The following is a 14,885-nucleotide window of genomic DNA, read 5'->3' as shown; positions in this document are numbered from 1 at the left end:
AGAGGGAGAGTAAAATGACTCGAATTGCAATATTAGCTGATAGTGGTTGCCAAATAGAATTAAAACAATATGAAAATCAAGGAATATATATTGTTCCTTTATGTATTACAATGAAAAATCATACATATTTAGATCAACAAGATATAACAAGTTTAGAAGTCTTTGAAACAATGGAAAAAGAAGATATTATGGTGATGACATCACAACCATCAACAGGTGAACTTGTGAATATTTTACAAAGAATCAAGGATGCAGGATATGATGAAGTGATTGGTTTACCTATTGCGACTGGCTTATCATCAACTTTAAATGGAATGAAAGTTGCTGCTGAGATGGTTGATATTCCAATCACATTAATTGATACAAAAGGGACAGCAGGGAATCAAAAATATCTGGTTTTTACTGCTGCCAAACTAGTTCAAGAAGGAAAAAGTATCAAAGAAATTCAAGTGATTCTTGAAGACATGATTCAACATTCTGGAACAATTATCATGGCTCCTAATTTAGAACATTTGAAAAAAGGTGGACGTATTACACCAGCTGTAGCATTACTTGCTGGTATGTTGAAAATTGTTCCAGTTATGGAACTCAATTATGATTTAGGTGGAAAGATAGATGTTCTTGGTAAAGTAAGAACCCTTTCTAAAGCAAAGGCAACACTTGTTAATCGTATGGTTGAATTAGGTGTTAATGCGAAAGAGTATAAAATTACAATTGAACATGTGTTATGTGAAAGTTCTGCTTTAGATGTTAAACAGATGATTTTAGATAAAATTGGTGAAGTAGAACTGGAATTAAGAGAACTTCCAGCAGTCGTAGGTGCTCATATGGGTGTTGGTGGTATCGGTGTTCAATATATTAAAAAATATATAGGATAGGAGGAAGAATGATGCCTTTATTTGATGATTTCACAAAGAAAGCAGCGAAGTTTACAGAAGAAGCAATTGATAAAACACAGGAACTGGCAGGGACTGCTAAGTTAAAATTAAAGATGAAAAACTTGGAATCAGATCGTGATGATGTTTTTCGTGAATTAGGAAAGTACTATTATCAACAAATTCATGATTCTGGTGTTATTGATGATGAGGTTATGGAAATGTATCGTCATATTGGTGAATACAATGATAAAATTGAAGAATTAAAAAGACAACTCAATGAAAGCTAGGATAAATCCTGGCTTTTCTTTTTTTTTTATCTTTGTGCTTTGTTATAATGTAAGAGAGGAGTGGTACATATGGATAAAAGATGGCATTATTTATTGGAATATATAGGAGCGCTTTTATGTGCCTTTTTAGCCAATATGGAATATTCATTTTCATATATGAATGGTATTCATCTCTTTTTATGGATTATTTATTTTTGTATGTTTTTATATTTTAGAGAGACTATCTTATATTGTTTTATTCATTTTTTCATGATATTTACTATTTTGATATCACGGATCATTGGTATAACAACAAATCCTCAGATTGTTCCTATGATTTTTGATGTCATCATGATGATTGTTTTACTTGTTTTGGTTGTTGTAATGTTGATAAAACGAAAACATCTCCATCAAAAACAAAATGATTTTTTAATCAATGAATTTAAAGATACTTTGTTGAGAGGAAATGGAACAGCCCAATATCCTTATATTTTAGATGAAAAGAAATTATCCTCATCATGGCAACAAATGGTTGATGAATATCATCATCAAGTCATTTATGCTTTAAATGGTGCCGGACAAGAATATAAAGATGAGCATTTTGGCTTTGCTGATTGTATTTTAGCTGGAAAAAAACATCAACAAGAATATCTAGGTGGTTACTGGATTTATCAAAGTGATAGACCAACTATTCAAAAGCAGGGAACATTATGGTTTCAAACCGTTATTTATGTGTCTTATGAGGATTGTCAAATCATATATGAGTTATTACAGGACCATCAAAAATGGCAAACTATTCAAAAATTGAGTTCATCTTTATCAAAAGCATCTTATCATCATGCAATGCAAATACTTAAAGAACATGAAATATCTAAAAAGCATAGCCAAGTTTTACTTAAAGTGATTGGCATACAGGATCATTTTTTAGATTCAGAGATTATTTTGAAACTTTTAAAGTATCATTTTCAATTAACTCATTATCAAGAAGCTGTAGAATATCAATGTGGAATGATGTATTGTATCTATTGTATGTCATATCAAGGACAATGGTTTCAATGGATTCTTGAGGAAAACTGGAATCTTTATCCAATCCTCTATGAACCATCTATTTATTATGGAAAAGGTATTTATCAGCCATTTCAAAAAGATTTTGTATAAAGCAAAATCTTTTTTTAATGAAAAAATCAAAAAAAGTGTTTTAACTCCGTTTTTTCGGTGTTAAAATGGGTATAAAGTCATCTTCAAAATCATAAAATGGGTATAATGAGAGTACAAGGAGATGACATATATGAAAAACAATTATCAAAAACAAGAAACGATTACTTTTATTCAAAAGAAAAATTATGTATTAAACATTATGAAAGATGAATCTATATTAGATTTATTTGCTGGGTGTTTACGTGAAAAAGAATTCAATCATTTGTTACATGATCAAAAAGTTTATCATCAACTTTTTATAGCTGCATTGAAGCATTTATATAGAGTTCAAAATTATCAGGATATGGAACATGATTTAATGATGATGAATAGTTTGTTTTCACATCAAGATTATTTAAAATTGAAAGAAGATATTTTTAAAAGAATAACCAAAAAAACGATCACATTGCAAGAATATTGTGTGATACGTTATTTAATTCCTTTTGAAAAGATGACTTTTTCTCAAGTGATTTCTATTCTTGAACATCAATATCATGTTGGAATATTAGATTGTGCAAAAATATGTCTATTAGAAGATGAATATCATTTGGCTTACCAATATTTATTACAATTAGATGACTGTCAAGATGATGTTGTTTTAGATTTACTTTGTAGTTACAGCATGAAAGATTATCTTTCATTAATACGTCATTATAACAGGAAGAAAAGTTATCAGCTTGTTATGAGTCATTAGGAGTCTATTATGGGAAAAAGAATGTTTTATGTGTTAAAGATTATTTTACAAACCCCCCACAAAGTGATTACAGCATTAGAAATACAAGAAAATTTAATGAAACAGGATATAAAAATTGAAATTAAGACTGTTTATTCTTGTATTAAACAAATCAATGATTTTTTTCGCAGCTGGTTGGATAGAGATTTGATTATCTCTTATCATAAATTAGGTTATAAGATAGATGAAGATATATTTGATGATGGTGAATTACAGTTTTTATTGGGTCAAATAGCATTTCATCAAGATTTGAACAGAGAAGATCAACAACATTTACAAAATAAGCTTCTTATGTTGTCTTCTTTTCACCAACAACAACGTTTAGTCAATTTTCAACCAAGCCAACGTCAACATTCTTTTTCTTTATTTGTGAATCTTTCTGTTATTATGAAAGCTATTGAACACCAAAAAGCCATATCTTTTCAATATATTGATTATAATATCCAGAATGAACAATTGATAGAAGTGGCTTCTCAAAGAGGAAATAAAGGTGACCAGTATATTGTTTCACCTTATTCATTCACTTCACAAAATAATCATTATTATATGATTGCCTATAATGAAAAACATCCTCAACAATTAACGAACTATCGTATTGATCGTATGCGTCAAATACAGACATTAAATAAAGGGTACATTGATATTCAAGAACAATTTGATATTCAAAATGAAATAGAAAAAATGATGAATATGTTCATTTCTCATCATCGTGATACATTAGTGATTGAATGTGATTATAAGCAGCTAAGAGAAATGGTATCACGTTTTGGTCAACAGATGAAAGTACAACGTTTATATCAAGACAGATTGTTGTTGACGATTGAAGATGTTTCAATATCAGAGGGACTGATCGGGTGGATTATGATGATGCAGACACAGATTAAAGTGATATCTCCTCAATATCTTCAAGATGAAATGAAGGCACGAATAAAAGCTATGCACAACCTTTATCAAGATGTGCTATAATACTAACAGGTGATCAAAATGCAAAAAATTATGATTGTAGAAGATGATGAAGTGATTGCTTCAGCAATTCAAAAACATTTAGAAACATGGAATTATGAAGTTTATGTCATTGATGATTTTGAACATGTTTTAGAAAAATATGTTCAAATACAACCAGAATTAATCTTATTAGATATTTCTTTACCTTTTTATAATGGTTATCACTGGTGTGAGCAGATTCGTAAGATTTCTTCTGTACCGATTATTTTCATTTCATCAGCCAGTGAAAATATGAATATTGTGATGGCTATTTCAATGGGGGCTGATGATTTTATTACGAAACCCTTTGATTTTTCTGTTTTAACGGCGAAAATACAGGCATTATTGCGTAGAACATATTCTTTTTCTAAATCTATGCAAGTATTAACTTATAAGGAACTTGTTTTAAATATTTTAGATGCAACAATTTCTTATCAAGAACAAACCATAGATTTAACAAAAAATGAATTAAAGATTTTACAGATTTTGTTTGAAAAATCTGAAACATTTGTATCTCGTGATGATTTAATGATGGCATTATGGCAAAGCAATGAATTTATAGATGATAATACTTTAAGTGTGAATATGAACAGATTAAGAAAGAAACTGGATGATTTTCATATTGAACATCTCATTCAAACAAAAAAAGGATTAGGATATAAGCTTTATTATGAATAAATTATTTCATTATTTCTATGATAAAAAAGCTTTTTATATTCTTTCTTTATCTTTTATTGTGATATTTTATATGATTCTTTATTTGTATGATGCTTTAATAGATGCTATTATCTATGCTACAATTTTATGTCTAGTTTTGTTGTTTGTTTATTTTTGTATTGATTTTATATTATATGTACGTCGATTACATAATTTAAATGCTAATCAACAACTTAAAGATTATTATACTTTGGATTTGCCTTCTTGTTCTTCATGGATTGAAAAAGAATATCAGTTGTTGTTATATCAAATAAATGACTTACTCAAAGAAACAAAAGAACTTGAAGAAAATAATCATCAAGAAATGCTAGAATATTTTACCATGTGGGTTCATCAAATCAAAACACCTATTTTTGCATTACGTTTATTGATTGATTCAAAGAATGCGTCGACGCATGATATGCTTTTACAAGTTTTAAAGATTGAACAATATGTAGATATGGCATTACATTATATGAAATTAGGGCAGATTTCATCAGATTTACATATTCAATATTATTCACTTCATGATATTCTTCAAGACGTTTTAAAAAAACAGGCAACATTCTTTATTCATAAGAAACTGACATTGCAGTTAGATGACATTGATCTAAAAGTTTTAACTGATGAAAAATGGTTATCTTTTGTTTTGGAACAGATTTTATCCAATGCGTTAAAATATACCAAGACAGGAGGTATTCATATTTATGTTGAAGATGAAGTTTTGTATATTGAAGATACGGGTATTGGCATCAAAGCAGAAGATTTACCAAGAATATTTGAAAAGGGATTTACAGGATATAATGGAAGAGTGGATAAGAAAGCCAGTGGATTAGGTTTGTATCTGTGTGCGAGAATTTTAAAATATCTCGGTCATCCTATATCAATGGAATCATCACAAGGGAAAGGGACAACTGTAAAGATTGATTTTCATGTTCAGGATTTACAGGTTGAATAAATCTTACAAAGATGTAAGGTCATAAGGAGAAAATGTAAGATAAATCAATGGTACATTTTTCTCTTTTTTTATAAACTATAAATGTACAAAGGAGGGATGACAGATGTCATTACTAGAAGTTAAAAATGTAAAGAAAATTTATACAACACGTTTTTCAAATCAACAAGTTCAAGCCTTATCCAATGTTACATTTAGTGTGGAAAAAGGAGAATATGTTGCGATTATGGGTGAATCTGGAAGTGGGAAAACAACTTTATTAAATATTCTGGCTTCATTAGATCAGCCAACAAGTGGTCAGGTTCTATTGAATGGAAAAGATATTACACATTTAAAAGAAAAAGAAATTTCACAGTTTAGAAGACAAAATCTTGGTTTTGTTTTTCAGGAATTTAATTTATTAGATACTTTTTCAGTGAAGGATAATATCTTTTTACCTCTTGTTTTATCAAAAGAATCTTATCCTGAAATGAATCAGAAATTAAAAACATTAGCACCTCAATTAGGAATTGAAAACTTATTAGAAAAATATCCTTATGAAATATCTGGTGGTCAAAAACAAAGAGTTGCAGTTGCAAGAGCATTGATTACACAGCCACAACTGGTTCTGGCAGATGAGCCAACGGGGGCCCTTGATTCTAAATCAACCGATCAGTTGTTAGAAATCTTTGATCGTGTAAATAAGAAAGGACAAACAATCTTGATGGTAACACATAGTACAAAAGCAGCCAGTTGGGCATCTCGAGTTTTATTTATTAGAGATGGTGAAGTCTTTCATCAAATCTATAGAGGAAATCAAACGTATCAACAAATGTATCAAAGTATTTCAGATACATTAACATTACTTGCTTCAGGAGGGAAATAAGATGAAATCATTCTTTTATCCTCGTCTGGCATTCACAAATTTAAAAAAGAATGCAAAACTTTATTTCCCGTATTTATTAACAAGTTCTTTTACTGTCATGATGTTTTATTTAATTAATTATCTTTCATCTCATGATGGGATTGATCAGATGTCTACAGGTTCAAGAACAATGCAGGTGATTTTAAATTTAGGAAAGATTGTCATTATTATATTTTCTGTGATTTTTCTCTTTTATATGAATAGTTTTTTAATGAAACGTCGTAAAAAAGAGATTGCTTTATATAATATCTTAGGATTAGAAAAGAAACATATTATGATTATGATGTTTTATGAAACATTTTTTACTACATTTGTTTCTTTGCTTGTAGGATTTCTTTTTGGGATTATATTTAGTCAACTGGTTTCTTTATTGTTGATACGTTTAATGGGTATAACAACATTATTGACTTTTCATATTTCATGGTCATCATTATTGATAACAGTGATTATATTTTTACCAATTTATTTTATGACTTATTTAATTCATGTGATTCAAATTCAATTAGCAAACCCTATTGAATTATTAAGAGGATCACAAAGTGGAGAAAAAGAACCAAAAACAAAATGGTTAATGACTCTTGTTGGTATTTTGTCTTTAGGTATAGGCTATTATATTGCTGTGACTATAGATGATCCTTTGACAGCTGTATATTTATTCTTTATCGCAGTTATATTGGTTATTATTGGAACATATTGTTTGTTTACAGCAGGTTCTATCACAATTTTAAAATTCTTAAAAAAGAATAAACATTTTTATTATCAGACAAAGCATTTTACTTCTGTTTCACAATTGATTTATCGTATGAAACAAAATGCTGTTGGACTAGCCAGTATATGTATTTTATGTACATGTATCTTAGTCATGTTATCGAGTACAGTGTCATTATATTTTGGAATAGAAGATACAATCTCATCTTATCAACAAGATAGTTATCAGTTAAAAGTCTATGGTTATGAAGATGGGACATTACCAACAGAAAAACAGTTTCAGACATTTTATGCAGATATACAAGATCAGTTAAAAAGAAATGGCATAGGAATTGACAGTTTTATTCACTTACAAAGATATAGTGTATCAGTTCGTTTCAAAGATAATCGACATATCATGACAGATAGAGAATCAGGCAATTTTACCGTAGGTTATTTAATCGGTGTGACGGAAGATGAATATAATCGAGCTTATCATCAAGATGTTCGTTTGCAAGATGATGAAGTTCTTGTAACAAGTAATTTCTTTGAATTTGGTAAGACTTTTGATATTGATAATACAAAATATCAAATCAAAGATGTTATTCATCAGCCATATTTATTACCTAATGAAAATTCAACTGCTGAAAAAAATATTATTGTTATTATGAAAGATGAAGCAGCAATTCAAAAGATGATGTCATCATTCTTTGGTGATGAAATCCAACCTACAGAAAATCTTTCAATTAAGTATAGTAACCAATCTCAGGAAAAAGAAGCAGAAGATATTTTGGAAAGATGTTTAGAGAAATTTACGATCAGTGCCAATGCTTCTGGACAGGAACATGGTGAAATCTCTTTCTATTATTCATCACAGTATACGGTTCGTTTAATGTTGATGGAATTATATGGTAGTTTATTCTTTTTAGGAATATTCTTAGGCATCTTATTTTTAATGGCTACAATATTAATTATGTATTATAAACAATTATCTGAAGGATATGAAGATCAAAAACGTTTTGAAATCATGCAAAAAGTTGGAATGAGTACAAAAGAAGTCAAACAGACGATTCGTTCACAAGTTTTAATTTTCTTCTTTTTACCACTCATTGTTTCTGTTATTCATATGGCATTTGCCTTCAATATGATTACAATGATGTTTAGCTTCCTTGTCACATCTGGTATTCAAATCTTTGTTATATGCACTGTTATTTCTGTAGTGACTGTAGCAATCATTTATGCTATTGTCTATGCATTTACTTCAAGAACGTATTATCGTATTGTGAAATATTAAAGAGAACTGTTGCCCCAGTTCTCTTTCTCATTTGAGTATTTTTACTTACTCAGATACTTCTCGTTTATAGTATACCACAAAAAAAGTAATGTAAATTGAAAAGATATTAAAAATGAGCAAAATAATAAAAACAAAAATCTGACTGGATAAAGATACTTTATTCAGTATATTTTTTTGTCGAATCATGATAAAATAAAAAAGCCCTCAATGGGCGGAGGTGAAATCATGCCTCAGTTTTATAGCACCGATAGCTTTAACATGGGAGAACGTGGCCGAGTATTTTTATTTATTCAAGATACTTTTTATGTATTCAGAAGTTTTAACATTAATTGTTATACTTTTGATAATCAAAGAATTACGTAAGTAATAGATAAAAAGAAAGGTCACGAAAAAAGAGAACTGGGCCAACAGTTCTCTTTCTCATTTGAGTATTTTTATCTACTCAGATACTTTTCATCTATAGTATACCACAAAAAAAAGTAATGTAAATTGAAAAGATGTTAAAATGTTAATAACTTTTTAAATCACATCTTATTTTTTTGACAATCTTATAACATTTAAGAATCAAATATAAATGAAGTTTCCATTAGTTCATCAAGTGTCCATCTTCTAATCAATTCTTATCATAGTAAGATAACGCTCTTTTTAGCGTAAAATTTTATCTAAACTCTTTCCTCTAGCAAGTTCATCAATGAGTTTATCAAGATAACGTATATTTTGCATCAGAGGGTCTTCAATCATCTCCAGCTTAACACCACAGATACTGCCTTTAATTAAAAATCTGCGTTCATTTAAAGCTGGAGCATTTTCAAAGAACTGTTGATAATTGATATCTGTTTCTAACATTTGGTGAATGTTATCAAAAGTATAACCCGTTAACCACTGAATCACTGTATCTACTTCTTCTTGCGTACGTCCTTTTTTCAAGGCTTTTTGAAGAAGTAGAGGATAAATCTTTGAATAGGGCATTTGAAAGACTTTTTGACTCATTATAACAAGCCCATTTCAATCATTTTTAATCCAATATCAATAGAGTTGTAAGCAGCACCTTTCATTAATTGATCAGCAACAATCCATAAACTTAAAGCATGATCATTATCTAAATCTTTTCTTACACGTCCTACATGGACAAGTTCATCACCAATAAATAAAGTTGCCATTGGATAAATCTGATTTTCAATATCATCATAGAGTTCAACACCATGAGAATTTGATAATAATTCAAAGACTTTATCTATATCAATAGGTTTTTTCGTTTCAATATAAACAGATTCACTATGACCTCTAAGTACAGGAACACGAACACAAGTCGCATTGACTTTAATATCTTTATTAAAGATTTTCTTTGTTTCATTGACCATTTTCATTTCTTCTTTTGTGAAATGATTGTCTAAATCAAATTTATCAACTTGTGGAATACAGTTGAAGGCAATTGGATAATGTTTTTTATCAGAAGCACAAGGCAAAGTTTTGGCTACTGGTTCTTTACCATCTAGCACTTCCTGTGATTGACGATATAGTTCTTCCATACCAGCAACACCAGCCCCTGAAACAGCCTGATAAGTAGAAACAATAATTCTTTCAATATCAAAATACTCATTTAAACGATTTAATGCACTGACCATTTGAATTGTTGTACAATTTGGATTAGCAATAATTCCTTTATGTTCCTTTAAAGCATAAGCATTGACTTCTGGAACAACTAATGGAACATCAGGATCCATTCTAAAATGTGATGTATTATCAATATTGGTACATCCGGCCTTTACAGCATAAGGCATATACTTTTCTGAAATACTTCCTCCAGCACTCCAGAAAGCCACTTCAATACCTTCAAAAGAATTTTCAGTTAATTCTTCCACAACAAATTCATGTCCTTCATATTCAATGACTTTTCCTGCGCTTCTCGCAGAAGCTAATAATTTTAAACTTTCAAAAGGGAAGTGAAACTGAAAAATACATCTCAACATTTCTCTCCCAACGGCACCAGTAGCACCTACAATTGTAACTTTATATTTCTTCATTTTGATAATCCTCCTAACCTAAGAATGCTTCATGTAATAAAACTTGAGCTTTTTTGACATCATCTCGATCAATATAACAAGATATATTAATTTCACTACAAGATGTCATTTCGACATTAATATCATGACTCATCAATGTATTATAAACTTTCTGGAACATGCCTTTATTATTTTTGATACCTACACCAATTACAGCGACTTTTCCAATATTTCCTCTGACAATTGTTTTCTTTGCCTGTAAAGTATCTTTTAAATCATTAATGACTTCAACGACAGCAGGAACATCCTTATCATTAATAATTAAAGAAATATCCATTCTTCCACCACCAACTAAAGCCTGATTAAAGACATTGACGTTAACATTGGCATCAGAAATTTTTTCAAAAAGTTCACCAGCACCATTGATTTTGGCATCTACACCTACAAGAGTAATACGGGCTTCATTTTGTGAACCTGTAATACCTGATATAATAAATTGATTTAAATGATCTTTCATAATTTTTTCATCTCCTAATACATATGTTCCCTGACTTTCATCGAATGAACTTCTGGCATGAATCACAATATCATGTTTAGCAGCCAGTTGTACACAACGATGATTTAAAACTTTTGCTCCATTGTTGGAAAGTTCCAGCATTTCGGCATAGCTGATATAGTTCAGTTTCTTCGCATCGGGAACAATACGGGGATCCGCTGTATAAATTCCATTGACATCACTATATATTTCTACTTCATTGGCATCAATGGCGACACCAATAGCGACGGCAGACAAGTCACTACCTCCACGTCCTAGAGTCGTAATCTTACCATTTTGAGAATATCCCTGAAATCCGGGACATATGACAATATCAGCATTTTTCAGTTTATCTAATATATGTTTTCCTTCAACCGTTGTAATGGTAGCATTTTGATGATGAGAATCTGTCAAAATACCAAGTTCAGCATTTGTGACAGTTTCTACAGTATAGCCTTTTTTAGCCAGTTCACTTTTAACAACGAGTGTAGAAATTGTTTCACCAATACTTGTTAAACGATCAATTTCTTCATCTGTCAATTGATCCGTATGCACAATGGATAAAAGGGTATCTGTCGCATAAGGGTCATCATAACGCCCCATCGCACTGACGACAGCGACCACTTTATTTCCTTTATCATGTTCACGAATAATATTTTTATACATATGTTCACGTGTTTCAATACTACGTGTTGAGGTTCCACCAAATTTTTGAACAATTATCTTCATGTTATATTAACCCCTTACCTTCAATAAATTATAAGATTCATTTTGAAGTTGATGTTTTAAATCATTCAGTTCAATAGGATTTGTAATGTAGATATGATCATGATCTTGAGAGTAATACATCTCATAATCAATATCTAATGGATGATCACATCTGATATAATATTTAGAATATGTAATTGGAAAAATATCTTCAACATATTGATATTGGTGCTGCCACATTGTTGGCTGATGTGTTTTCATAATATCGCTGACAACGGCACTGGCTGTGACATAACGTCCTGCACCTTTTCCATAAAAAATAACATTTTCTAAATAATTACAAGTGATTTCTACTACATTATATGCTTGATTGACATTAGCAACCATGTCTTTTATACCAATTAATGTTGGAGAAACATCAATACCATAACCATTTTCTAATTTTTTAGCTTGAGCAATTAATTTGATACGATATCCTAATTTTTTAGCATAATCGATATCTTTCTTTGTTACACCACGAATACCTGTACATTGAATCTTATGGAAATCAAAGAAAATTTCAAAAGCATTCATCGCCAGAATACAAATCTTATGAGCAGCATCCTTGCCATCTAAATCTAAACTGGCATCTGCTTCTACATATCCTAATCCATCAGCAATCGTTAAGGCTTCTTCAAAATCCAAATTATCTGTTTCCATTAACGTTAATATAAAATTTGTTGTTCCATTTAAAATACCTTCAATTTTTTCAATTTCATTAGCCACTAAATCTTCTTTGGCTGGAACAACAACGGGAATTCCACCACCTACAGCAGCTTCATAATAAATTTTTGATTGATATTTCATAGCCATTTCAAAGATTTCCTGTCCGTCATGAGCAATCAAAGCTTTATTAGCGGTCACCACATTCTTTCCTTTTTTTAAGGCTTCTAAAATAATTGTTTTCGCAATTGTTGTGCCACCGATTAATTCTACCACAACATCCACTTCATCATCATTTAAAACATCATGAAAATCTTGGGTATAGATGATACCATCTGGTAAAGTAACTTCATTTAAAGCACAACCATATTTAACGACAACTTCTTCTTGAATTAACTTTTCTAGTCTTTCCTTTTGTTGTGTTAAAATATCTACAACACCAAATCCAACTGTTCCTAAGCCAATGACACCTATTTTCATACGATACCCCTCTCTAAAGAAAAAATCTCATTCATCATGAGATATAGTTTTAAAAATCACCAAACATCCCCATATGATCTATAATTAAGACATGAAGATGTCTTTTTTTATTATTGCATTGATAATATCATTTTTGTATATGTTTGTCAATTTATGAATAAATAATTTTGAAATAAGCGAAATAATATAATTTCAATTTCTTAAAAATAAAAATTATTTCTCAATATCAAAAATACACTGAGCTAATGATGAAACCACTTTTTGAGCATGATTTTTGACTTCTTTTGGCGCATAATCAAAAGTATAACTATGCTTTATAACATCTAACATCGGTAAGTCATTATAATTATCACCAATACCATAAATACTATCAATGGATAATTGAAAATAATCTTGAATGATTTTAATACCATGTCCTTTAGAACATCCTTTCATGGCTAAATCTATATGTTGATTATTTTGATAGGCTTCAATCTGTTCACCATACTGATTGAGTATTTTTTGAGTCATTATTTGTGCCATATCTATTTCATTTTCCTGATAATGAAAAGAAAATGCCTGTACATAGGGATAGGAAAATTCATCAAAAGAATGAATTTCATGATCAAAAATAAAATCATCAAATTTTGAATTAAGATGATATGTGACATCATTATAAACAAGAGTTATGTTTTGTTTTTCTGTTAGTTCATAAATATCTTTCACTAATGATATAGGAATTTGACTCTCCAGAATAGGTTGAAAATCTTTGTTTAAAATCAAACCACCACTTAGTAAAATATAAAAATCATATTCAATACCATAAGGTTTTGAAGGACGTAAAATACCACTCAAACTTCTTCCAGTACATACACCAAAGAGATGTCCTTTCTTTTGAAATGATTGAATGGCTTCTACATCTTTTTTATTCATATGGTCTTGAAACCATAATGTATTATCAAAATCGCTCGCTAATAAATTCATATTTTCACCCCAAGTTTTATTATAGGGGAAATGATAAAGAAATACAAAGAGATTATCTTAAGTTTTGATAAAAAAGACTTGTTTATGACGTTACGTCATCAATTATAATAAAAACAGGAGGGATGGAAATGGATAAAGAATATATGACAATAGGACAATTAGCTAAAAAAATGAAAACAACAGTAAGAACTTTACAATTTTATGATCAAAAGGGATTATTAAAACCATCAATGCAAAGTGAAGGAGGGCGTCGACTTTATACCTATCAGGATATGGTACAGTTACATCAGATTCAATCATTAAAATCTTTAGGTTTTTCTTTAGACGAAATTAAAAATCAGTTAGAAGTATTAGATACACCCCAACAAGTCGCTCATGTTTTAAATCAACAAGCTTCATTAATTCAAGAAAAGATCAAACAATTGACAAAGGTTCTTCAAGATATAGAAAATCTAAAAGAAGAAGTGATACAGATGCAAAGTGTTGATTTTAAAAAATATGCAGATATTATTGTCAATTTACAGATGAATAATGACAATTATTGGGTGATAAAATATTTTGATGAAAAAACAATGGATCATATTCGTCAACATTTTAATCAAGAAAGTGGACAAGAATTTATTAATCGCTTTCAACAATTATCTCAAAAAATCTTAGACTTACAAGAGCAAGGGGTCGATCCTTTAGATAAACGTGTTCGAGCATTAGCTGAGCAGTTCTGGAAAATGGTTGAAGAATTTACTAAGGGTGATATGAGTTTGTTGCCACAGTTGATGCAATTTGAGCATTTGAATGATAATCATAATCTGGCAAAACAACAAAATAAAGTGAATGCCTATTTACAACCGGCATTAGGTTTATATTTTGAAAAAGCAGGAATTAAGTTTGGAGATGAGTAAT

Annotated in this window: 15 protein-coding genes; 10 read left to right on the top strand and 5 right to left on the bottom strand. The window is 29.9% G+C overall.

The window, feature by feature from the left end; genetic code table 11:
- The first annotated feature begins 14 nt into the window (after positions 1-14).
- The 9 genes from KEC48_RS09185 to KEC48_RS09145 all read left to right on the top strand — a co-directional run bounded on the left by KEC48_RS09185 (position 15) and on the right by KEC48_RS09145 (position 8,594).
- Entirely contained in the window at positions 15-878 is an 864-nt protein-coding gene (locus tag KEC48_RS09185; RefSeq protein ID WP_211962025.1) for a DegV family protein, read from the top strand.
- Between the two features lie 8 nt (positions 879-886).
- Positions 887-1,165 (top strand): hypothetical protein, encoded by a 279-nt coding sequence (locus tag KEC48_RS09180; protein WP_211962024.1) that lies wholly within the window; start codon positions 887-889, stop codon positions 1,163-1,165.
- A 69-nt stretch (positions 1,166-1,234) separates the two neighbouring features.
- Positions 1,235-2,302: a hypothetical protein gene (locus KEC48_RS09175; RefSeq protein ID WP_211962023.1), complete on the top strand. Its 1,068-nt coding sequence runs from the start codon at positions 1,235-1,237 to the stop codon at positions 2,300-2,302.
- 130 nt (positions 2,303-2,432) lie between these two features.
- Positions 2,433-3,035 (top strand): hypothetical protein, encoded by a 603-nt coding sequence (locus KEC48_RS09170; RefSeq protein WP_211962022.1) that lies wholly within the window; start codon positions 2,433-2,435, stop codon positions 3,033-3,035.
- Positions 3,036-3,044: 9 nt separating this feature from the next.
- A complete protein-coding gene (locus KEC48_RS09165; RefSeq protein WP_211962021.1) occupies positions 3,045-4,040 on the top strand; it encodes a WYL domain-containing protein in 996 nt (331 codons plus the stop codon).
- 18 nt (positions 4,041-4,058) lie between these two features.
- Entirely contained in the window at positions 4,059-4,736 is a 678-nt protein-coding gene (locus KEC48_RS09160; protein WP_087357767.1) for a response regulator transcription factor, read from the top strand.
- Complete coding sequence (locus tag KEC48_RS09155) at positions 4,729-5,712, top strand: sensor histidine kinase (RefSeq protein WP_211962020.1); 984 nt, start codon at positions 4,729-4,731, stop codon at positions 5,710-5,712. The genes KEC48_RS09160 and KEC48_RS09155 overlap by 8 nt, the downstream gene beginning before the upstream one ends.
- A 103-nt stretch (positions 5,713-5,815) precedes the next feature.
- Positions 5,816-6,574 (top strand): ABC transporter ATP-binding protein, encoded by a 759-nt coding sequence (locus tag KEC48_RS09150; protein ID WP_205089889.1) that lies wholly within the window; start codon positions 5,816-5,818, stop codon positions 6,572-6,574.
- Position 6,575: 1 nt separating this feature from the next.
- On the top strand, positions 6,576-8,594 hold the full coding sequence (locus KEC48_RS09145; RefSeq protein WP_211962019.1) for an ABC transporter permease: 2,019 nt from the start codon (positions 6,576-6,578) through the stop codon (positions 8,592-8,594).
- A gap of 645 nt (positions 8,595-9,239) precedes the next feature.
- On the opposite strand, the gene KEC48_RS09140 is transcribed toward KEC48_RS09145, so the two are convergent.
- The 5 genes from KEC48_RS09140 to KEC48_RS09120 all read right to left on the bottom strand — a co-directional run bounded on the left by KEC48_RS09140 (position 9,240) and on the right by KEC48_RS09120 (position 13,985).
- Positions 9,240-9,587, bottom strand: a complete 348-nt coding sequence (locus tag KEC48_RS09140) for a DUF2200 domain-containing protein (RefSeq protein ID WP_211965457.1) — start codon at positions 9,585-9,587, stop codon at positions 9,240-9,242.
- A complete protein-coding gene (locus KEC48_RS09135) occupies positions 9,584-10,618 on the bottom strand; it encodes an aspartate-semialdehyde dehydrogenase (RefSeq protein WP_211962018.1) in 1,035 nt (344 codons plus the stop codon). The genes KEC48_RS09140 and KEC48_RS09135 overlap by 4 nt, the downstream gene beginning before the upstream one ends.
- Positions 10,619-10,631: 13 nt before the next feature.
- Entirely contained in the window at positions 10,632-11,861 is a 1,230-nt protein-coding gene (locus tag KEC48_RS09130; protein ID WP_087357773.1) for an aspartate kinase, read from the bottom strand.
- Between the two features lie 6 nt (positions 11,862-11,867).
- The gene (locus KEC48_RS09125; protein WP_087357774.1) at positions 11,868-13,022 is read right to left on the bottom strand and encodes a homoserine dehydrogenase; all 1,155 of its coding nucleotides are present in this window, start codon (positions 13,020-13,022) and stop codon (positions 11,868-11,870) included.
- Positions 13,023-13,235: 213 nt separating this feature from the next.
- Complete coding sequence (locus KEC48_RS09120) at positions 13,236-13,985, bottom strand: HAD-IIB family hydrolase (RefSeq protein WP_211962017.1); 750 nt, start codon at positions 13,983-13,985, stop codon at positions 13,236-13,238.
- 128 nt (positions 13,986-14,113) lie between these two features.
- Between KEC48_RS09120 and KEC48_RS09115 the strand changes: the two genes are divergently transcribed.
- Positions 14,114-14,884, top strand: coding sequence for a MerR family transcriptional regulator (locus tag KEC48_RS09115; protein ID WP_087357776.1), 771 nt, complete (start codon positions 14,114-14,116; stop codon positions 14,882-14,884).
- The last annotated feature ends 1 nt before the right edge of the window (position 14,885 follow it).

The organism is Clostridium sp. C1, assembly GCF_018223625.1.
GTDB lineage: Bacteria > Bacillota_I > Bacilli_A > Erysipelotrichales > Coprobacillaceae > Allocoprobacillus.
Note: the sequence above shows the minus strand (reverse complement) of the source record. Positions and strands in the feature narration are given on the sequence as shown.